We start from the raw sequence: 20,387 nt of genomic DNA on the forward strand, positions 1-20,387 counted from the left end.
GTGTACAGCGCACGGAGATGGCGGCACGGCGCGCGGAGAGGAAGCAGTGACTTCGACCTTCGACCCGGGTGCCGAGTTCGACCGACAGGCGCGGATGAAGACCGGGAAGGGCAATCCGCACACCTGGCTCGGCATGGCCTCCGCCGCCGAACGCCTCGGCCCGACCTGACGGCACCGGCCGGGGCGATGCCGGCGCGTCCGCCTCCCGGGGACGGGCGGCGCTCGGCGTGTCCCGCCACCAACCGATGCCCCTTGGCCCCACCCCGTCCGGTTGCGGCTCATCGCCGGTTAACCGGGCGGGGAAGGGATCCGACGACGGGCCGGCATCCCACCGCAGCGACGGCCCGCGCGAGCCCCGGAGGACATCGTGCGCACGGAGGAGAACTGTCCACAGCACGGCGGCGCAGCCGATCCGCCGGATCGGCCGGGTCGCCGACGAGTGCTCCAGGCCGGGCTGGCCCTCGGGGCGGCCGCGGCGGTGACCCTCGCGCCGGTCGCCTTCGCGGCGGCCACCGAGGGCGAGCAGACCCGGGTGATCACCGGCCATCTCCCCACCGGGGCGCCCGACTTCGTCTACCTCCCGGTCGAAGTCCCGCCCGGTGTGCGGGAGATCGCCGTCTCGTACAGCTATGACCGGCCGGCCGTGCCCCCCGGCACCCCGGGCAACTCCTGTGACATCGGGGTCTTCGACGAACGCGGCACCGGCCTCGGCGGGCCCGGGTTCCGGGGCTGGTCGGGCGGGTTCCGGACGTCGTTCGCGGTCAGCCGGGGCGAGGCCACCCCCGGCTATCTGCCGGGGCCCGTCCAGCCCGGGACCTGGCACGTGGTGCTGGGCCCGTACCAGGTGGCGCCGCAGGGGATGGACTACCGGGTCGAGGTGACGCTCCGGTTCGGCGACGCGGGCGGGGAGTTCACGCCCTCTTACCCGGCCGAGCGGGCGCGCGGGCGCGGCCGGGCCTGGTACCGGGGCGACTGCCACCTGCACACCGTCCACTCCGACGGCCGCCGCCTCCCGGCCGAGGTGGCCGCGGGCGCACGGGCGGCCGGGCTGGACTTCATCGTCTCCACCGACCACAACACCCCGTCCTCGCACGGCGTCTGGGGCCCGCTGGCCGGCCCCGACCTGCTGATCGTGACCGGCGAGGAGGTCACCACCCGCAACGGCCACTGGCTGGCCCTGGGCATCGGCCCCGGGGAATGGCTCGACTGGCGCTACCGCTCCCGGGACGACGCGTACCCCCGCTTCGCGCGCCAGGTCCACCGCGCCGGCGGCCTGGTCGTGCCCGCGCACCCCTACTGCCCGTACGTCGCCTGCCAGTGGAAGTTCGGCTACGAGGAGGCGGACGCGGTCGAGGTCTGGAACGGCCCCTGGACGTATGACGACGAGTCCGCCGTCGACAGCTGGGACTCCCGTCTCGCCGAGGCCGTCCGGCACGGGCGGCCCTGGCTGCCCGCGATGGGCAACAGCGACGCGCACAGCGCCCCGCAGGTCATCGGCCTGCCGCACAATGTGGTGCTGGCCGACGACCTGACCCGGGCGGACGTCCTGGCCGGACTGCGGGCCGGCCGCAGCTGGATCGCCGAGTCGGCCGGGATCGGCCTGGCCTTCACCGCCACCGGGCAGGGCCGGCGGGCGGGGATCGGTGAGCAGCTGACCGTGCCCGGGGGCGCCCCCGTGGATGTCAGGCTGGAGGTCTCCGGCGTGCCCGGTGGCACCGTGCGGTTCATCACCGATGAGGGACAGCTGCACCAGGAGTCGCTGCCTGCTTCCGGCGGCGGCACGGCGACCTGGCGGACTACCGCCTCGCTCGCCGGCTATGTCCGGGCGGAGGTGCGCCACCCACGGGCGGACGGCAGCCCCGGCCAGGGCAACACCATGGGCGCGGACCTCCCCTGGGGCCCGATGGCGGCCCTCACCAACCCGATCCTGCTCAAGATCGCCGGCTGACCGGAGGGACGGCCGGGGAGAGCGTCGGGAACCGCACACCCGACGCTCTTCCCGGCCGCCCGCCGGACAGGTCCTACGCCACCGTCCAGGTGTCGGTGCCCGCGAGCAGCGTCGCGAGGTCACCCCGGCCCTTGGCCTCGACCGCCTGGTCGAGCTGGTCGGACATCAGGGTGTCGTAGACCGGGCGCCGGACGTCGCGCAGCACGCCGATCGGGGTGTGGTGCAGGGTGTCCGCGTCGGCGATCCTGGTGAGCGCGAACGCCCGTGCGGCGCTGGGGTGGTGGCTGTCGTGCACCAGGATGTCCGCCCGGTTGGCGTCCGTCACCTCGGCGACCTGCAGCTCGCCGTCCGGCCCCCGGAAGACGCCCTGGCCGGCGAAGGCGATCGGCTGCCCGTGTTCCAGCCGGATCAGCGCCTCGTCCCTGGTCGCCGGGTCCTTGAGCACCTCGAAGGCGCCGTCGTTGAAGATGTTGCAGTTCTGGTAGATCTCCACGAACGCCGTGCCCTCGTGCTCGGCGGCGGCCCGCAGCACGGACTGCAGGTGCTGCCGGTCGGAGTCGATGGTGCGGGCGACGAAGGTGGCCTCGGCGCCGACGGCCAGCGAGAGCGGGTTGAACGGGGCGTCCAGCGAGCCCATCGGCGTGGACTTGGTGATCTTGCCGAGCTCGCTGGTGGGCGAGTACTGGCCCTTGGTGAGCCCGTAGATCCGGTTGTTGAAGAGCAGGATCTTCAGGTTGACGTTGCGGCGCAGCGCGTGGATCAGGTGGTTGCCGCCGATGGAGAGCGCGTCGCCGTCGCCGGTGACCACCCAGACGCTCAGGTCTGGCCGGGAGGCGGCGAGGCCGGTGGCGATGGCCGGGGCACGGCCGTGGATGGAGTGCACCCCGTAGGTGTTCATGTAGTACGGGAACCGGGAGGAGCAGCCGATGCCGGAGACGAAGACGGTGTTCTCTCTGCGGATGCCCAGCTCGGGCATGAAGGACTGGACGGCGGCCAGAATGGCGTAGTCGCCGCAGCCCGGGCACCAGCGGACCTCCTGGTCCGTCTTGAAGTCCTTCGCACTCTGCGGCGCTTCGGCCTTCGGCACCCGCCGCAGCGAACCGAAGGGCTCGCCGGCGGCTGAACCGCGGGACTTGTCGGCGGCCTGGCCGCGGGCCTCAGCCATGGTTCTCCTCCAGCGTTCCGATCGCTGCGGACAGCACGTCCGCCAACTGGGCGGCCTTGAACGGCAGTCCGCGCACCTGGTTGTAGGACTGGGCATCCACCAGGTACCTGGCGCGCAGCAGCAGGGCCAGCTGGCCCAGGTTCATCTCGGGCACCACGACCCGGTCGTACGCCTTCAGCACCGCACCGAGGTTGGCCGGGAAGGGGTTCAGGTGCCGCAGGTGCGCCTGGGCGATCCGGCCGCCGTCGGCGCGCACCCGCCGTACGGCCGCGGTGATCGGGCCGCAGGTGGAGCCCCAGCCGATCACCAGCGCCCGGGCCTCGCCGCTCGGGTCGTCAACCTCCAGCTCCGGCACGGTGATTCCGTCGACCTTGGCCCGGCGGGTGCGGACCATCAGGTCGTGGTTGGCCGGGTCGTAGGAGATGTTCCCGGTGCCGTCCTGCTTCTCGATGCCGCCGATCCGGTGTTCCAGGCCGGGGGTGCCGGGGACGGCCCAGGGGCGGGCGAGGGTCTGCGGGTCGCGCTTGTAGGGCCAGAAGACCTCGCTGCCGTCCTCCAGGGTGTGGTTCGGGCCGGTCGCGAACTCGACCCGCAGGTCGGGGAGTTCTTCGACCGGAGGGATCCGCCAGGGCTCGGATCCGTTGGCCAGGTAGCCGTCGGAGAGCAGCATCACCGGGGTGCGGTACGTGACGGCGATCCGGGCCGCCTCCAGGGCCGCGTCGAAGCACTCGGCCGGGGTCGCGGGGGCCACGATCGGCACCGGGGCCTCGCCGTTGCGGCCGAACATCGCCTGCAGCAGGTCGGCCTGCTCGGTCTTGGTCGGCAGCCCGGTGGACGGGCCGCCGCGCTGGATGTCGACCACCAGCAGCGGCAGTTCGAGTGAGACCGCGAGGCCGACCGTCTCCGACTTCAGCGCCACGCCGGGCCCGGAGGTGGTGGTCACACCGAGCGCGCCGCCGAAGGCCGCGCCGAGCGCGGCGCCGATCCCGGCGATCTCGTCCTCGGCCTGGAAGGTGCGCACGCCGAAGTTCTTGTGCCGGCTCAGCTCGTGCAGGATGTCCGAGGCCGGGGTGATCGGGTACGAGCCGAGGAACAGCGGCAGTCCGGAGCGCTCGGAAGCGGCGATCAGTCCGTAGGCGAGCGCCAGGTTGCCGGAGATGTTCCGGTACGTGCCGGCCGGGAGCCGGGCCGGCGGGACCTCGTAGGAGACTGCGAAGCTCTCGGTGGTCTCGCCGAAGTTCCACCCCGCGCGGAAGGCCTTGATGTTGGCCTCGGCGATGTCCGGCTTCTTGGCGAACTTCTGGCGCAGGAAGCTCTCCGTGCCGTGGGTGGGCCGGTGGTACATCCACGACAGCAGACCGAGCGCGAACATGTTCTTCGCCCGCTCGGCGTCCTTGCGGGCCAGACCGCTGTCCTTCAGCGCCTCCAGGGTCAGCGTGGTCAGCGGCACCTTGTGCAGGTTGTAGGCCGAGAGCGAGCCGTCGGCCAGCGGGTCGGCCGGGTATCCGACCTTCGCCAGTGCGCGCTTGGTGAACTCGTCGGTGTTGACGATGATCTCCGCGCCGCGCGGCAGGTCGGCCAGGTTGGCCTTGAGCGCGGCCGGGTTCATCGCCACCAGGACGTTCGGGGCGTCACCCGGCGTGAGGATGTCGTGGTCGGCGAAGTGCAGCTGGAAGCTGGAGACACCCGGCAGCGTCCCGGCGGGTGCCCGGATCTCGGCCGGGAAGTTCGGCAGGGTGGAGAGATCGTTGCCGAACGAGGCGGTCTCCGAGGTGAACCGGTCACCGGTCAGCTGCATGCCGTCACCCGAGTCGCCGGCGAACCGGATGATCACCCGGTCCAGCCGCCGGATCGGCTTGGCCTGCGCCCGCCCCGGGGGCGCGACTCCCTGGCCTTCTCCGCCCGAGCCGCCCTTTGCCTCTGTCTGATCGACCTGGCTGGTCACTACCGCAGACCTCCTCGTGAGCACCAGCCGCGGGCGTGAGCCGTGTGCCCCGTCCGCCTGGTGCACCAGAAGGCATCCTAAGCTCGCTCATCTTGACCGGCCCGTAACTTGCGAATGTACGGTGCCGACTTCCCCAAGCGGGCCGTTCGGCCTTCCCCGCCCGGAAGTTGCGGTGGTCAGCGCTCGGCGGGGTGGCCTGCCCTCAAGATCGAGATTACTCTTCTCGGGCCGGGTCTTCAGCCCCTCCGGCTAGCCGTTGAGGTAGGTCAGGACGGCCAGTACCCGGCGGTGGTCCTCGGTGCTCTGGGCCAGGCCGAGCTTCTGGAAGATGCTGCTCACGTGCTTCTCGACGGCACCGTCCGAGACCACCAGCTGCTTGGCGATCGCCGCGTTGGTCCGGCCCTCGGCCATCAGTCCGAGCACCTCGCGCTCACGCGGGGTGAGGAGCTCCAGCACATCGCTCTTCCGGCTGCGGCTGAGCAGCTGCTGCACCACCTCCGGGTCCAGCGCCGTCCCGCCCCCGGCCACCCGGACCACCGCGTCCACGAACTCGCGCACCTCGGCCACCCGGTCCTTCAGCAGGTAGCCGACGCCCCGGCTGGAGCTGGCCAGCAGCTCGCCCGCGTAGCGCTCCTCCACGTACTGGGAGAGCACCAGGACGCCGAGGCCCGGGTACAGGCCGCGGAGGGCCACGCAGGCGCGGACGCCCTCGTCCGTGTGGGTCGGGGGCATCCGCACGTCCGCCACCACCACGTCGGGCAGGGCCTCTGCGGCGGCCAGCTCCTGGACGGCGCGCAGCAGCGCCTCCCCGTCGCCGACCTGGGCCACGACCTCCAGACCGCGGTCGGTGAGCAGGCGGGTCAGGCCCTCCCGCAGGAGTACCGAGTCCTCGGCGATGACGACGCGCATGCGGGTTGCTCCTTCGGAGTCTTCGGGGCGCGCGGAAGGGCGCGAGGCGGCGGGCGTCGGGGCCGGCGGGCGCGTTACCCGGCACTCCCGACCGGGAGGGTGGTGCGACTCGCGGCGCCGGGCGGGCGCGCGCTGGCTCCCCTTCCCGGGCACGCGGCCGAGCCGGGCGGCGCCCCGCACGCCCCGGGGCACTCCGTCACATGGTGCGGATGGCGACGGTGTCGCAGAGTCCCTGGAGGGCGTCCTTGGCCGGGCAGTCCGGGAGGGGTTCCAGCAGGGCGCGGGCCTCTTCGGCGTAGCGCAGTGTCTCGCGGCGGGCCCGCTCCAGTGCCGGGTGCCGGCGGAGCAGCCGGAGTGCCTCGGCGTGCAGTTCGTCGTTCCCGGCGAGGTCGAGGGTGAGCAGCTCGCGCAGGCGCACGTCCGAGGGGTCCTCCGGGTCCACCGGGGTCTGCTGGAGCAGCAGGATCGGCAGGGTGGGGACGCCCTCGCGCAGGTCGGTGCCCGGGGTCTTGCCGGACTCGTCACCGTCGCTGGCGATGTCAAGGACGTCGTCGGCGAGCTGGAAGGCGATGCCGATCTTCTCGCCGTACTGGGTGAGGATGCCGACGGTCCGCTCCTCGGCGCCGGCCATCAGCGCGCCGAAGTGGCAGGAGACGGCGATCAGCGAGCCGGTCTTGCCCGCCAGGACGTCCAGGTAGTGCTGGAGCGGGTCGTCGTCCGGGCCGGGGCCGGCGGTCTCCAGGATCTGGCCGGTGACGAGCCGTTCGAAGGCGTCGGCCTGGAGCCGGACGGCCTCCGGGCCGAGCTCGGAGAGCACCTGTGAGGCGCGGGAGAAGAGGAAGTCGCCGGTGAGGATCGCGACCGAGTTGTCCCAGCGGGAGTTGGCGCTGGGGGCGCCCCGGCGGACGGGGGCCTCGTCCATCACGTCGTCGTGGTAGAGGGTGGCCAGATGGGTCAGCTCGACCACCACGGCGGAGGGGACCACGCCGGGCGCGTTCGGGTCGCCGAACTGCGCGGCCAGCATGACCAGCAGGGGGCGGAAGCGCTTGCCGCCGGCCTGGATCAGGTGACTGGCGGTGACCGTGATGAACGGCACCTCGCTCTTGACCGTCTCGGTCAGTGCGCGCTCCACGGCGTCCAGGCCGACCTGGACGTCGCGGGTCAGATCGCGGTCCTGCACGCTCAGCCCGAAGGGCCCCACGACGGTCACGAAGACCACTCCTGTCCCTGGTCGATCTAGCGGCCCGGTCCCTGAGTGCCGCCGCTGGCCTACAAGGAGGGTATCCGGTCACGAGTGGATCACCAGCACGGGCATGGGCCCCTGCGGTGTGTGGTCCTCCGGCCCCCGTCTGACGGCCGAAGGTGCCCCCGTCCGATGGCGGGGTGCGGAGCGGGCGCGACCGGGGCCCGCGATGATGTGCCGCGGGCCCCGGCCGGGTGGTGCGTCAAGAGGTGTGGAACTGGCGGAAGACCGGTGTGGAACCGGCGGACGGACCGTTAACGGACGAACAGTGACGCCTTGCTCGCGAGGTCCAGGAAGTACTGCGGAGCGAGTCCCAGGACCAGCGTGACCAGGACGCCGATACCGATCGCGGTGGCCGTGAGTGGGCTGGGCACGGCCACCGCCGGGCCGCCGGCCTTCGGGTCGGAGAAGAACATCAGCACGATGACCCGGATGTAGAAGAAGGCCGCGACCGCCGAGCTCAGCACACCGACGATCACCAGCGGGGTCGCCCCGCCCGCCGCCGCGGCCTGGAAGACCGCGAACTTCCCGGTGAACCCGCTGGTCAGCGGGATACCGGCGAAGGCCAGTAGGAAGAGCGCGAAGACCGCCGCCACCAGGGGCGAGCGCCGGCCCAGTCCGGCCCAGCTGGACAGGTGGGTGGCCTCGCCCTTGGAGTCGCGGACCAGGGTCACCACCGCGAACGCGCCGAGGGTGACGAAGGAGTACGCGAGCAGGTAGAACAGCACCGCGCCCAGGCCCTGCCGATTGGTGGCGATCACGCCGGTGAGGATGAATCCGGCGTGCGCGATCGAGGAGTACGCCAGCAGCCGCTTCACGTCCTGCTGAGTGACCGCCAGGATCGCCCCGGCCACCATGGTGAGGATCGCCACCGCCCACATGACGGGCCGCCAGTCCCACTTGAGGCCGGGGAAGGCCACGTAGAACAGCCGCAGGAAGGCGCCGAAGGCCGCCGTCTTGGTGGCCGCCGCCATGAAGCCGGTGACCGGGGTCGGCGCACCCTGGTAGACGTCCGGGGTCCAGGCGTGGAACGGCACCGCGCCGACCTTGAACAGCAGGCCGACCGAGAGCATCGCCAGGCCGATCAGCAGCAGTACGTCGTTCTGGGTGGTGACCGCGAGCGCCGGGGTGACCGGGGCGACCCCTGACACCACGTCGGCGATGTCGCCGAGCTGGACGCTGCCCGCGTAGCCGTACAGCAGCGCGGTGCCGAACAGGAAGAACGCCGAGGCGAAGGCGCCGAGCAGGAAGTACTTGACCGCCGCCTCCTGGGAGAGCAGCCGGCGGTGCCGGGCCAGGGCGCAGAGCAGGTAGAGCGGGAGGGAGAAGACCTCCAGCGCCACGAACATGGTCAGCAGGTCGTCGGCAGCCGGGAAGAGCAGCATGCCGCCGACCGCGAACAGGGTGAGCGGGAAGACCTCGGTGGTGGTGAACCCGGCCGTGGTCGCCTGCCGTTCCTGCTCGCCGCCCGGTACGGCGGCGCCCTGGGCGGCGAAGGCGTCCACCCGGTGGCCGCCTCGGCGGGGCTCCAGGCGGCGCTCGGCGTACATCAGCACGGCGAGCACCGAGGAGAGCAGGACCACGCCCTGCAGGAAGAGCGCCGGGCCGTCGATGGCCACCGCACCCATGGCCAGCAGTCCGGACTTGGTGGTGGCGTGGCCCTGGGCGGCGAGCACCACCACGGCGGCGAAGGCACCGCCGAGGCCGAGCAGCGAGACGGCCACCTGGGTGACGTAGCGCAGCCGGCGGGGCAGGAAGGCCTCGATCAGGATGCCCGCGATCGCGGCGCCGAAGACCACCAGCATCGGGGAGAGCTGGCCGTACTCGATGTGCGGAGCCGGGATGCTCGGGCTGTTGCCGCCGGCGGCGGCGAGCAGCTGGCTCATTCGTGCTCACCTCCGGAGGTGGTGGCGGCGACCGGGTGGACGGGGGCCGGGTCGGTCCGGTGGACCTGGGAGAGGGTGGCGTTCACCGCCGGGTTGACGAGATCGGTGAGCGGCTTGGGGTAGACGCCGAGGAACAGGGTCAGCGCCACCAGCGGTGCCACCACCAGGAGTTCACGCAACCGCAGGTCGGCCATGCCCTCGACCCCGGCCTTGACCGGGCCGGTCATGGTGCGCTGGTAGAGCAGCAGCGCGTACAGCGCGGCGAGCACGATGCCGATGGTGGCGATCACGCCGATCGCCGGGTACCTGCTGAAGGTGCCGACCAGCACCAGGAACTCGCTGACGAACGGCGCCATCCCGGGCAGCGAGAGCGTGGCGAGAGCGCCGATCAGGAAGGTGCCCGCCAGCACCGGGGCGACCTTCTGCACTCCGCCGAAGTCCGAGATCAGCCGCGAGCCCCGACGGGAGATCAGGAAGCCCGCGACCAGCATCCAGGCGGCGGTGGAGATGCCGTGGTTGACCATGTAGAGCGTGGCGCCGGACTGCCCCTGGCTGGTGAAGGCGAAGATGCCCATGATGATGAAGCCGAAGTGCGAGATCGACGCGTACGCCACCAGCCGCTTGATGTCCTTCTGGCCGACCGCCAGCAGCGCGCCGTAGACGATCCCGATCAGCGAGAGCACCAGGATGTACGGCCCGAAGGTGCGGGAGGCGTCCGGGAAGAGGCCGAGGCAGTACCGGAGCATCGCGAAGGTGCCGACCTTGTCGACCACGGCCGTGATCAGCACCGCGACCGGGGCGGTGGACTCGCCCATCGCGTTCGGCAGCCAGGTGTGCAGCGGCCAGAGCGGGGCCTTCACGGCGAAGGCGAAGAAGAAGCCCAGGAAGAGCAGCTTGCCGGTGGTCGGGTCGATCGCCAGCTTGCCGCTCGCGATCGCGTCGGCCAGGACCGGCAGGTTGAAAGTGCCCTCGCCCTGGTCCTGCGCGATCACGTACAGGCTGATCACGGCGGCCAGCATGACCAGGCCGCCGAGCAGGTTGTAGAGCAGGAACTTCACGGCCGCGTAAGAGCGTTGGGCGCCGGAGTCCGGGCCGCCGGCGCGGTCGCCGAAGCCGCCGATCAGGAAGTACATCGGGATCAGCATGGCTTCGAAGAACACGTAGAAGACGAAGACGTCGGTGGCCAGGAAGGAGACCAGCACCATCGCCTCCACCGCGAGGACCAGGGCGAAGAAGCCCTGGGTGCGGCGGACGTTCTCGAAGGTCCCGTCGGGGGTGCCGGGCCCCTCGCCCCCAGCCTCCGGCCGGGGGTGCCCCCGCCCGTTGGCAGGCGAGGAGGGCGGATCGGCGTCGTGCCAGGAGGCCAGCATGACGATCGGAACGAGTACCGCGGTGAGCAGCGCGAGGACCGCGGCGATGCCGTCCACGCCGAGCGAGAAGCCGATCCCGAAGTTGCGGATCCAGGGGTGGTACTCGGTGAGCTGGTAGCGCGGCCCGCCGGGGCGGAAGCTCGCGGCGACGGCGACCGTCAGCCCCAGAGTGGCCGCCGAGACGGCCAGCGCGACGGCCTTCCCGGTCCGGCGGCGGGCCTCGGAGGTGCCGGCCGGCAGCGCGGCGGTGAGCACCGCGCCGGCGGCCGGGACGGCGCAGGTCGCGGACAGCAGATAGCTCATGGCCTGCCTCCTGGAGGAGTGTTTTGTCGCATGGTCAGACCGACCTCATCAGGAGAGTGGTGGCGGCCAGCAGCAGCGCACCGCCGAACATGGAGAGCGCGTAGGAGCGGGCGAACCCGGTCTGGATCCGGCGCAGGCGGCTGGAGAGGCCGCCGATGGTGGCGGCCAGGCCGTTGACGAAGCCGTCCAGACCCTTGCTGTCCAGGTAGACCAGCGCGGCGGTGAGCCCGGAGCCGGGGCGGACCAGGACCGCGTGGTTGAAGTCGTCCTGGAGCAGGTCACGGCGGGCCGCCCGGGTGAGCGGCGAGCCGACCGGCGGGGTGACCGGTACGGGCGAGCGCCCGTACATCAGGTACGCCAGGCCCACGCCCGCCAGCATGCACAGGGTGGTGAGCAGGGTGACGGTGAGCGGCTGGAGCGGCGAGTGGCCCTCGGCGTGCCCGGTGACGGGTTCGAGCCACTTGAGGAAGGAGCTGTTCAGGGTGAACAGCCCACCGGCGAAGACCGAACCGACGGCCAGCAGGACCATCGGGACGGTCATCACGGACGGCGACTCGTGCGGGTGCGGCTCCTCGCCGGTCTCCGCCGACGGTTGCCAGCGCTTCTCGCCGAAGAAGGTCAGCACCATCACCCGGGTCATGTAGAACGCGGTGACTGCGGCGCCCACCAGGGCGCACAGGCCCAGGATCCAGCCCTCGGTCCCGCCCTTGGCGAAGGCCGCCTCGATGATCTTGTCCTTGGAGAAGAAGCCGGACAGACCGGGGAAACCGATGATCGCCAGGTAGCCGAGGCCGAAGGTGACGAAGGTGATCGGCATGTACTTGCGCAGGCCCCCGTAGTGCCGCATGTTCACCTCGTCGTCCATGCCGTGCATGACCGACCCCGCACCGAGGAAGAGCCCGGCCTTGAAGAAGCCGTGGGTGACCAGGTGCATGATGGCGAAGGCGTACCCGATCGGGCCGAGCCCGGCCGCCAGCACCATGTAGCCGATCTGCGACATGGTGGAGCCGGCCAGCGCCTTCTTGATGTCGTCCTTGGCACAACCGACGATCGCACCGAAGAGCAGCGTCACCGCACCGACCGCCACCACGGCGGTCTGGGCGTCGGGGGCCAGGTTGAAGACGGCGGCCGACCTGGTGATCAGGTAGACCCCGGCGGTCACCATGGTGGCCGCGTGGATCAGGGCCGAGACCGGGGTCGGGCCCTCCATCGCGTCGCCGAGCCAGGACTGCAGCGGCACCTGGGCGGACTTGCCGCAGGCCGCGAGCAGCAGCATCAGGCCGATCGCGGTCAGCTTGCCCTCGCTCGCCCGTCCGGCGGCCCCGAAGACGGGCTCGAAGGCGAAGCTGCCGAACTCGGTGAACATCAGCATGATCGCGATCGACAGGCCCATGTCGCCGACCCGGTTGACGATGAACGCCTTCTTGGCGGCCGTCGCCGCGCTCGGCTTGTGCTGCCAGAACCCGATCAGGAGGTACGAGGCGAGCCCGACGCCCTCCCAACCGACGTACAGCAGCAGGTAGTTGTCGGCGATCACGAGCAGCAGCATCGCTGCCAGGAAGAGGTTGAGATAGCCGAAGAAGCGGCGGCGGCGCTCGTCGTGGGCCATGTAGCCCACCGAGTAGAGGTGGATCAGGGTGCCGACGCCGGTGATCAACAGGACGAAGGTGATGGACAGTTGGTCGAGCTGGAAGGAGACGTCGGCCTGGAAGCCGTTCACCGGGATCCAGCTGAACAGGTGCTGGTGCACCGCCCGCGCCTCGGCCCGGCGCCCCAGCATGTCCGAGAACAGCACGGCGCCGAAGGCGAAGGAGAGCGCGGCGGCCAGCGTGCCCAGCCAGGGCCCGATCCGGTCCAGTGCCCGTCCGCCGAGCAGCAGCAGGGCGGCGCCGGCCAGCGGGGCCGCGACCAGCAGCGGAATAAGGGAGTTCACGTGTTGGGCCCTCCGCCTACAGCTTCATCAGGTTGCTGTCGTCGACCGAAGCGGAGTGCCTGGTCCGGAAGATGCTGACGATGATGGCGAGGCCGACCACGACCTCGGCCGCCGCGACCACCATGGTGAAGAAGGCGATGATCTGGCCGTCCAGGTTGCCGTGCATCCGGGAGAAGGTGACCAGTGCCAGGTTGGACGCGTTCAGCATCAGTTCGACGCACATGAACAGCACGATCGCGTTCCGCCTGATCAGCACGCCGCTCGCGCCGATGGTGAACAACAGGGCGGCCAGGTAGAGGTAGTTGACGGGATTCACGTCTCGTCCGCCTCCTTCTTCGAAGCCTTCTCGGGGACCGTCTCCAGCGCCTTGCGCGGCCCGGTGACCGGCGGGCGCGCGGACGGCGGCCGGCCCAGCCAATCGGCGGTGGCGGACTCCAGCTCGGCCATCCGGCGCAGCATCTCCTGGCTGACGTCGCGGATCTGGCCGCGCTCGCGCAGCGTGCCCATCACGGAGTGCTCGGCGACGGTGCCGTCCGGCAGCAGGGCAGGGATGTCCACCGCGTTGTGCCGGGCGTAGACGCCGGGGGCGGGCTGCGGCGGCACCTGGATGTTGTCCCTGACCCGCTGGGCGGCCAGCTCGCGCTGGGTGCTGCGGGCCTTCACGTGTTCGCGGTGGGTCAGCACCATGGCGCCGACCGCGGCGGTGATCAGCAGGGCGCCGGTGACCTCGAACGCCCAGACGTACTTGGTGAACAGCAGTCGGGCCAGCCCCTGCACGTTGCCCTCGGCGTTGGCCTCGGCCAGCCCGGTGAAGTGCCCCAGCTTCGCGCTGGCGATGCCGGCGACGAGCAGTACTCCGAAGCCGAGTCCGCAGAGCGCGGCGGCGATCCGCTGGCCCTTCAGCTGCTCCTTCAGCGAATCCGCGGAGGTGACCCCGACCAGCATCACCACGAACAGGAAGAGCATCATGATCGCGCCGGTGTAGACGACGATCTGCACCACGCCCAGGAACACCGCGCCCTGCGCCAGGTAGCAGACCGCCAGCGCCAGCATGGTGGCCGCCAGGCAGAGCGCGCTGTGCACGGCCTTCTTCATCAGCAGCATGCCCAGCGCGCCGCCGACCGCGACCACGGCCAGCACCCAGAACTGGACCGCCTCTCCGGTGGAGGTCACGGCTGCACCTCCTTGTCCCGTACCGTGCGCTCCTGCTGCACCGTGCCCGGCGCGGCGGCGGGGATCTCGCCCCGGTAGTAGGCGCCCTCGTCGGCACCCGGGTAGATCGCGTGCGGGGTGTCGACCATGCCCTCGCTCAGCCCCACCAGCAGTTGCTCCTTGGTGAAGATCAGGTCGGCCCGGGAGTCGTCCGCCAGCTCGTACTCGTTGGTCATGGTGAGCGCCCGGGTCGGGCACGCCTCGATGCACAGCCCGCACAGGATGCAGCGGGCGTAGTTGATCTGGTACACCGCGCCGTAGCGCTCGCCGGGCGAGTAGCGCTCCTCGTCCCGGTTGTCCGCGCCTTCGACGTAGATCGCGTCGGCCGGGCAGGCCCAGGCGCAGAGCTCGCAGCCGACGCACTTCTCCAGGCCGTCCGGGTGCCGGTTCAGCTGGTGGCGGCCGTGGAAGCGCGGTGCGGTGGGCTTCCGGTACTCCGGGTACTGCTCGGTGAGCCGCTTCTTGAACATGGCCTTGAAGGTCACGCCGAAGCCTGCGGCCGGTCCGAGGATCGACGGCCCGGTCGTTGGAGTGGGCCCGGTGGTCTTGTCAGTCCTGTCGTCCGACATCCCGGTTCAGCTCCCTTCGGAATGGTCGGGCCCGTTGAGGGCGTCCTGGAGTTGCGGGGCCCGGCTGCGGCGGCGCGGTACGGGCGGGAGCTGCTGGCCGGGCAGCGGCGGCACCGGGTAGCCGCCGGCCATCGGGTCGAACTCCCCGCCCGGCGGGGCCCCGTGGTCGGATGCGGCCGGCTCGGGCTCCTTGCGGAGCACGTCCCGCAGCAGGGCCAGCAGCAGGATCACCCCGATCGGCGCGCCGACGTAGAGCACCACCTGGCCGAAGTCGTAGCCCTCGTTGCGCAGCGCCCGGACGCTGGCCACCATCACCAGCCAGACCAGCGAGACGGGCAGCAGCACCTTCCAGCCCAGCTTCATGAACTGGTCGTAGCGGAGCCGGGGCAGGGTGCCGCGCAGCCAGATGAAGAGGAACAGCAGCAGCTGGATCTTGACGACCATCCACAGCAACGGCCACCAGCCGTGGTTCGCCCCGGCCCAGAAGGCGGAGACCGGCCACGGCGCCCGCCAGCCGCCCAGGAAGAGGGTGCTGGCGACGGCGGAGACGGTGACCATGTTGACGTACTCGGCCAGCATGAACATCGCGAACTTCAGCGAGGAGTACTCGGTGTTGAAGCCGCCGACCAGCTCGCCCTCGGCCTCGGGGAGGTCGAAGGGCGCCCGGTTGGTCTCGCCGACCATCGCGACGATGTAGACGATGAACGACACCGGCAGCAGCACCGCGAACCAGGTCGGCTCCTGGGAGGCGACGATCTGCGAGGTGGACATCGAGCCCGAGTAGATGAACACCGCCGCGAAGGACAGGCCCATCGCGATCTCGTAGCTCACCATCTGGGCCGCCGAGCGCAGGCCGCCGAGCAGTGGGTAGGTCGAGCCGGAGGACCAGCCGGCCAGCACGATCCCGTAGATGCCGACCGACGCCACCGCCAGGATGTAGAGCAGGGCGATCGGCAGGTCGGTGAGCTGCATCGGGGTACGGGTGCCGAAGACGGACACCTCGTCGTCGGCCGGGCCGAACGGGATCACCGCGAAGGCCATGAACGCCGGGATCGCACTGACGATCGGCGCCAGCACGTAGACCACCTTGTCGGCGTGCGTGACGACCAGGTCCTCCTTCAGTGCCAGCTTCACGCCGTCGGCCAGCGACTGGAGCATGCCCCAGGGGCCGTGCCGGTTGGGGCCGATCCGCAGCTGCATCCAGGCGACGACCTTGCGCTCCCAGACGATCGCGATCAGCACCGTGAGCACCAGGAAGGCGAAGCAGAACACCGCTTTCAGCAGCACCAGCCACCACGGGTCGCGGCCGAAGAAGCCGAGGGTTTCATACGCGGCGAGCATCAGGATTCCTCCGCGGGGACTGCCGCGTCCGAGACGGCGGGGGCCGAGTCGGCCGCGGCGATGGTGACCAGGTGGCCGACCGTGGTGCCGAGAGTGCGATGGGCGCCGCCCTCAGTGGAGTTCAGCGGCAGCCAGACGGTGCGGTCGGGCATCGCCCCGGTGATCTCCAGCGGCAGGACCAGCGAACCGGCCGGTCCGGTGACCCGGACGGCCCGGCGGGCGCCGATCTCCTCGGCGGTGGCCGCCGAGAGCCGGACCACGGCGGCGTGCCGGGTGCCGGCCAGGTGCTCGTCACCCTGCTGCAGGGTGCCGTTGTCCAGCAGCAGCCGGTGGCCGGCGAACACCGCCTGCCCGGTGGCCGGGCGGGGCAGCGGGCCCGGGTGGGTGGCCGGCGCGGCCGGCCGGTCGCCCGTCCACGGCGCGAAGCGGTCCAGCTCCAGCCGGGCCGCCAGGACGTCCGGCAGGCCCAGCGGCCGTCCGATCGCGTCCGCCAGCATGTTCAGCACCCGGACGTCGGAGAAGAGCTGACGCTGCATCAGCTGGTCGGGCTTGATCGCGGCCTCGAACATCCGCACCCGGCCCTCCCAGTCCAGGAAGGTCCCGGCCTTCTCCGCCACGGCGGCCACCGGCAGCACCACGTCGGCCCGTTCGGTGACGGCGGACGGGCGCAGCTCCAGCGACACCACGAACGGCACTCGGGCCAGCGCCTCCTCGGCCAGCACCGGATCGGCCAGGTCGTCCAGGCCGACGCCGCCCACCAGCAGCGCGTCCAGGTCGCCGCCGGCGGCGGCGGACAGGATCTGGTCGGTGTCCCGGCCCAGCCCGGCCGGGAGTTCGGCCAGGCCCCAGACGGCGGCGGCGTCACCCCGGGCGGCCGGCACGGACACCGGACGGCCGCCCGGCAGCAGCCCGGGCAGCGCCCCGGCTTCGATCGCCCCACGCTCCCCCGCCCGGCGCGGCACCCAGGCCACCCGGGCACCGGTCGCCTCCGAGAGCCGCAGCACCGCGGTCAGGGCACCGGGCAGCGCCGCCAGCCGCTCACCGGCCAGGATCACCGCACCCGGGCTGCGCAGCGCGTCGGCGGCGCGCCCGGCGTCGTCCGCAAGAACTTCCTTCCCGGCGAGGGCGACCAGCCACTCCGCCTCGGTACCCGGTGCCGCGGGCAGCAGCGCACCGCGCAGCTTGGCCAGCCCCCGGGAGGCGTGCGAGGCGATCGAGAAGACCCGAAGTCCCTTGGCGCGGTTGGCCTTCCGCAGCCGCAGGAAGACGATCGGCGACTCCTCCTCGGCCTCGAAACCGACCAGCAGCACGGCGGGCGCGGCCTCCAGCGCCTGATAGGAAACGCCGGTCCCGTCCAGGTCGACGCCGTGGCCGGCGACCGCCGCGGCCAGGAAATCCGCCTCCTCACCGCTGTGCGGACGGGAGCGGAGGTCCACGTCGTTGGTGCCGAGCACCACCCGGGCGAACTTGGCGTACCCGTAGGCGTCCTCGACCGTCACCCGGCCGCCGGTGAGCACCGCCGCCCGTGCCCCGCGCAGCCCGGCGGCGGCGCGCTCCAGCGCCTCCGGCCAGCCGGCGGGCACGAGTTCGCCGTTCTCCGCGCGCACCAGGGGAGTCGTGATCCGGTCGCGCGACTGCGCGTAGCGGAAGGCGAACCGGCCCTTGTCGCAGTTCCACTCCTCGTTCACCTCGGGCTCGTCGCCCGCCAGGCGGCGCAGCACCTTGCCCCTGCGGTGGTCGGTGCGCTGCGCGCAGCCGGAGGAGCAGTGCTCGCAGACGCCCGGCGAGGAGACCAGGTCGAACGGACGGGAGCGGAACCGGTACGCCGCCGAGGTCAGCGCCCCGACCGGGCAGATCTGGATGGTGTTGCCGGAGAAGTACGACTCGAACTCGTCGCCGTCGCCGATGCCGACCTGCTCCAGCGCGCCGCGCTCCAGCAGTTCGATGAACGGGTCGCCGGCGATCTGCTGCGAGAAGCGGGTGCAGCGGGCGCACAGCACGCAGCGCTCCCGGTCCAGCAGCACCTGGCTGCTGAGCGGGATCGGCTTGGCGTAGGTGCGCTTCATGCCCTCGAAGCGGGAGTCCGCCCGGCCGTTGGTCATCGCCTGGTTCTGCAGTGGGCACTCGCCGCCCTTGTCGCAGATCGGGCAGTCCAGCGGGTGGTTGATCAGCAGCAGCTCCATCACGCCGCGCTGCGCCTTCTCGGCGACCGGCGAGCTGAGCTGGGTGCGGACCACCATGCCCTCGGCCACCGGGATGGTGCAGGAGGCGACCGGCTTGCGCTGGCCCTCGATCTCCACGATGCACTGGCGGCAGGCACCGGCCGGATCCAGCAGCGGGTGGTCGCAGAAGCGCGGGATCTGGGTACCGATCTGCTCGGCGGCGCGGATCACCAGGGTCCCCTTGGGGACCTGGACCTCGACTCCGTCGATGGTGAGCGTGACGAGGTCGGTGGCCGACCCGGTCTCGGTCGTGGCGGTCACGCGTGCACCTCCCTCTCGGTGGCGGACGGGTGGGCGTCTCGCCGGTCGGCCCAGACCGTGGCGGCCGCCGGGTCGAAGGGGCAGCGTCGCTCGGCGAGATGCTGCTCGTACTCGGCGCGGAAGTACTTCAGCGAGGAGGCGATCGGGCTGGCGGCGCCGTCGCCGAGGGCGCAGAAGGACTTGCCGTTGATGTTGTCGGCGATGTCCGCCAGCTTCTCCAGGTCGCCCTCGACGCCTTCGCCGGCCTCGATCCGCTTCAGCAGCTGGACCAGCCAGTACGTCCCCTCACGGCACGGGGTGCACTTGCCGCAGGACTCGTGGGCGTAGAACTCGGTCCAGCGGGTGACCGCGCGGACCACACAGGTGGTCTCATCGAAGATCTGCAGTGCCTTGGTGCCGAGCATCGAGCCGGCCGCGCCGACCGCCTCGTAGTCCAGCGGGACGTCCAGGTGCTCGTCGGTGAACATCGGGGTCGAGGAGCCGCCCGGGGTCCAGAACTTGAGCCGGTGCCCGGCCCGGATCCCGCCGCTGATCTCCAGCAGCTGGCGCAGGGTGATGCCGAGCGGTGCCTCGTACTGGCCGGGGTTGGTGACGTGCCCGGAGAGCGAGTAGAGCGTGAAGCCGGGGGACTTCTCGGTGCCCAGCGACTTGAACCAGTCCTTGCCGCGCGCCAGGATCGGCGGCACGGAGGCGATCGACTCGACGTTGTTGACCACCGTCGGGCAGGCGTAGAGGCCGGCGATCGCCGGGAACGGCGGCCGAAGCCGCGGTTGGCCGCGCCGCCCCTCCAACGAGTCCAGCAGCGCCGTCTCCTCGCCGCAGATGTACGCGCCGGCGCCCGCGTGCACGGTGATGTCCAGGTCGATCCCCGAGCCGAGGATGTTCCGGCCCAGGTAGCCGGCCTGGTACGCCTCGGCGACGGCCGCGTGCAGCCGGCGCAGCACGGGGACGACCTCGCCGCGCAGGTAGATGAAGGCGTGGTCGCAGCGGATCGCGTACGAGGCGATGATCATGCCCTCGATCAGCGAGTGCGGGTTGGCGAAGAGCAGCGGGATGTCCTTGCAGGTGCCCGGCTCGGACTCGTCGGCGTTGACGACCAGGTAGTGCGGCTTGCCGTCGTTCTGCGGGATGAACTGCCATTTCATCCCGGTCGGGAAGCCGGCGCCGCCGCGCCCGCGCAGGCCGGAGTCCTTGACCAGCGCGATCACGTCGTCCGGCGGCATGGCGAGGGCGGCCTGCAGGCCCTTGTAACCGTCGTACCGGCGGTAGGTGGCGAGCGTCCAGGGACGGGTGTCGTCCCAGGAGGCCGAGAGCACCGGCGAGAGCAGCTTCTCGGCCGGCTCCACGGAGGTCATCACGCGTCCGTCCCTTCGTGCCGGGGGGAGACCACCTTGGTTCCCGAAGTGCCGGGCAGCGCCTCGCCCCTGGCGAGCCTGAGCCCCGCCAGCGAGGGCGCGCCGCCCGCGCCGGACTCGTCCACCGCGTCCGGGCGCTCGTCGGGGAAGCCGGCCAGCATCCGCGCGGTCTCCTTGAAGCCGCACAGCCGGGCGCCTCGGGTGGGCCGTACCTCGCCGCCCGCGCGCAGCTGCTCCACCAACTGCTTCGCGCTCTGCGGGGTCTGGTTGTCGAAGAACTCCCAGTTGACCATCACCACCGGCGCGTAGTCGCAGGCGGCGTTGCACTCGATGTGCTCGATGGAGATCGCGCCGTCCTCGGTGGTCTCGTTGTTCTCGATCCCGAGGTGCTCCTTGAGCTCGGCGAAGATCTGGTCGCCGCCGAGCACCGCGCAGAGCGTGTTGGTGCACACCCCCACGTGGTACGTGCCGGCCGGGCGGCGGCGGTACATCGTGTAGAAGGTGGCGACGGCGGTGACCTCAGCGGTGGTGAGCTCCAACTGCTCGGCGCAGAAGCGGATTCCGGTCGGGCTGACGTAGCCCTCCTCGGCCTGCACCAGGTGCAGCAGCGGCAGCAGCGCGGAGCGGGCGACGGGGTAGCGGGCGATCAGTTCGCGCGCGTCCGCCGCCAGCCGGTCGTGCACCTGGGGCGGGTACGGCTTGGCCGGCATCGCCGGCAGGCCGAG

General features: G+C 71.5%; 16 protein-coding genes. 2 read left to right on the forward strand and 14 right to left on the reverse strand.

All coding sequences use genetic code 11. The annotated features are described in order from the left end of the window. The first annotated feature begins 46 nt into the window (after nucleotides 1-46). Both ABD369_RS35230 and ABD369_RS35235 read left to right on the forward strand, forming a co-directional pair. Nucleotides 47-169 carry a hypothetical protein gene (locus tag ABD369_RS35230; RefSeq protein WP_344640710.1) on the forward strand — a complete coding sequence of 41 codons (123 nt, stop codon included), beginning with the start codon at nucleotides 47-49 and terminating at the stop codon, nucleotides 167-169. 309 nt (nucleotides 170-478) lie between these two features. Beyond that, nucleotides 479-1,948 (forward strand): CehA/McbA family metallohydrolase, encoded by a 1,470-nt coding sequence (locus tag ABD369_RS35235; protein ID WP_344640742.1) that lies wholly within the window; start codon nucleotides 479-481, stop codon nucleotides 1,946-1,948. 73 nt (nucleotides 1,949-2,021) lie between these two features. On the opposite strand, the gene ABD369_RS35240 is transcribed toward ABD369_RS35235, so the two are convergent. The 14 genes from ABD369_RS35240 to nuoE all read right to left on the reverse strand — a co-directional run bounded on the left by ABD369_RS35240 (nucleotide 2,022) and on the right by nuoE (nucleotide 20,372). Then, nucleotides 2,022-3,113, reverse strand: a complete 1,092-nt coding sequence (locus tag ABD369_RS35240; RefSeq protein WP_344640711.1) for a 2-oxoacid:ferredoxin oxidoreductase subunit beta — start codon at nucleotides 3,111-3,113, stop codon at nucleotides 2,022-2,024. After that, nucleotides 3,106-5,058, reverse strand: coding sequence for a 2-oxoacid:acceptor oxidoreductase subunit alpha (locus ABD369_RS35245; protein WP_344640712.1), 1,953 nt, complete (start codon nucleotides 5,056-5,058; stop codon nucleotides 3,106-3,108). Before ABD369_RS35245 ends, ABD369_RS35240 begins: the two co-directional genes overlap by 8 nt. 249 nt (nucleotides 5,059-5,307) lie before the next feature. After that, nucleotides 5,308-5,967, reverse strand: a complete 660-nt coding sequence (locus ABD369_RS35250) for a LuxR C-terminal-related transcriptional regulator (protein ID WP_344640713.1) — start codon at nucleotides 5,965-5,967, stop codon at nucleotides 5,308-5,310. Nucleotides 5,968-6,163: 196 nt separating this feature from the next. Further along, nucleotides 6,164-7,177: a polyprenyl synthetase family protein gene (locus ABD369_RS35255; RefSeq protein WP_344640714.1), complete on the reverse strand. Its 1,014-nt coding sequence runs from the start codon at nucleotides 7,175-7,177 to the stop codon at nucleotides 6,164-6,166. Between the two features lie 287 nt (nucleotides 7,178-7,464). Beyond that, on the reverse strand, nucleotides 7,465-9,096 hold the full coding sequence (gene nuoN / locus ABD369_RS35260) for an NADH-quinone oxidoreductase subunit NuoN (protein WP_344640715.1): 1,632 nt from the start codon (nucleotides 9,094-9,096) through the stop codon (nucleotides 7,465-7,467). Next, a complete protein-coding gene (locus ABD369_RS35265) occupies nucleotides 9,093-10,769 on the reverse strand; it encodes an NADH-quinone oxidoreductase subunit M (RefSeq protein WP_344640716.1) in 1,677 nt (558 codons plus the stop codon). Before ABD369_RS35265 ends, nuoN begins: the two co-directional genes overlap by 4 nt. A 34-nt stretch (nucleotides 10,770-10,803) precedes the next feature. Next, entirely contained in the window at nucleotides 10,804-12,702 is a 1,899-nt protein-coding gene (gene nuoL / locus ABD369_RS35270) for an NADH-quinone oxidoreductase subunit L (RefSeq protein WP_344640717.1), read from the reverse strand. Between the two features lie 16 nt (nucleotides 12,703-12,718). Beyond that, the gene (gene nuoK / locus ABD369_RS35275) at nucleotides 12,719-13,018 is read right to left on the reverse strand and encodes an NADH-quinone oxidoreductase subunit NuoK (protein WP_280698134.1); all 300 of its coding nucleotides are present in this window, start codon (nucleotides 13,016-13,018) and stop codon (nucleotides 12,719-12,721) included. Further along, on the reverse strand, nucleotides 13,015-13,875 hold the full coding sequence (locus ABD369_RS35280; protein ID WP_344640718.1) for an NADH-quinone oxidoreductase subunit J: 861 nt from the start codon (nucleotides 13,873-13,875) through the stop codon (nucleotides 13,015-13,017). The genes nuoK and ABD369_RS35280 overlap by 4 nt, the downstream gene beginning before the upstream one ends. After that, complete coding sequence (nuoI, locus tag ABD369_RS35285) at nucleotides 13,872-14,483, reverse strand: NADH-quinone oxidoreductase subunit NuoI (RefSeq protein ID WP_344640719.1); 612 nt, start codon at nucleotides 14,481-14,483, stop codon at nucleotides 13,872-13,874. The genes ABD369_RS35280 and nuoI overlap by 4 nt, the downstream gene beginning before the upstream one ends. A gap of 6 nt (nucleotides 14,484-14,489) precedes the next feature. Then, nucleotides 14,490-15,824 (reverse strand): NADH-quinone oxidoreductase subunit NuoH, encoded by a 1,335-nt coding sequence (gene nuoH / locus ABD369_RS35290; protein WP_344640720.1) that lies wholly within the window; start codon nucleotides 15,822-15,824, stop codon nucleotides 14,490-14,492. Beyond that, entirely contained in the window at nucleotides 15,824-18,307 is a 2,484-nt protein-coding gene (locus ABD369_RS35295; RefSeq protein ID WP_344640721.1) for an NADH-quinone oxidoreductase subunit G, read from the reverse strand. Before ABD369_RS35295 ends, nuoH begins: the two co-directional genes overlap by 1 nt. Then, the gene (gene nuoF, locus ABD369_RS35300; protein ID WP_344640722.1) at nucleotides 18,304-19,662 is read right to left on the reverse strand and encodes an NADH-quinone oxidoreductase subunit NuoF; all 1,359 of its coding nucleotides are present in this window, start codon (nucleotides 19,660-19,662) and stop codon (nucleotides 18,304-18,306) included. The genes ABD369_RS35295 and nuoF overlap by 4 nt, the downstream gene beginning before the upstream one ends. Then, nucleotides 19,662-20,372, reverse strand: a complete 711-nt coding sequence (gene nuoE / locus ABD369_RS35305) for an NADH-quinone oxidoreductase subunit NuoE (RefSeq protein WP_344640743.1) — start codon at nucleotides 20,370-20,372, stop codon at nucleotides 19,662-19,664. Before nuoE ends, nuoF begins: the two co-directional genes overlap by 1 nt. Between the last annotated feature and the right edge of the window lie 15 nt (nucleotides 20,373-20,387).

This window comes from Kitasatospora cystarginea (assembly GCF_039533515.1).
Classification (GTDB): Bacteria; Actinomycetota; Actinomycetes; order Streptomycetales; family Streptomycetaceae; genus Kitasatospora; species Kitasatospora cystarginea.

Excerpts from the sequence above, each read along its gene's own strand:
- ABD369_RS35240 (WP_344640711.1), bottom strand. The coding sequence starts at position 3,113 with ATGGCTGAGGCCCGCGGCCAGGCCGCCGACAAGTCCCGCGGTTCAGCC.
- ABD369_RS35250 (WP_344640713.1), bottom strand. The coding sequence starts at position 5,967 with ATGCGCGTCGTCATCGCCGAGGACTCGGTACTCCTGCGGGAGGGCCTG.
- nuoN (WP_344640715.1), bottom strand. The coding sequence starts at position 9,096 with ATGAGCCAGCTGCTCGCCGCCGCCGGCGGCAACAGCCCGAGCATCCCG.
- ABD369_RS35265 (WP_344640716.1), bottom strand. The coding sequence starts at position 10,769 with ATGAGCTATCTGCTGTCCGCGACCTGCGCCGTCCCGGCCGCCGGCGCG.
- nuoI (WP_344640719.1), bottom strand. The coding sequence starts at position 14,483 with ATGTCGGACGACAGGACTGACAAGACCACCGGGCCCACTCCAACGACC.
- nuoH (WP_344640720.1), bottom strand. The coding sequence starts at position 15,824 with ATGCTCGCCGCGTATGAAACCCTCGGCTTCTTCGGCCGCGACCCGTGG.
- nuoF (WP_344640722.1), bottom strand. The coding sequence starts at position 19,662 with ATGACCTCCGTGGAGCCGGCCGAGAAGCTGCTCTCGCCGGTGCTCTCG.
- nuoE (WP_344640743.1), bottom strand. The coding sequence starts at position 20,372 with ATGCCGGCCAAGCCGTACCCGCCCCAGGTGCACGACCGGCTGGCGGCG.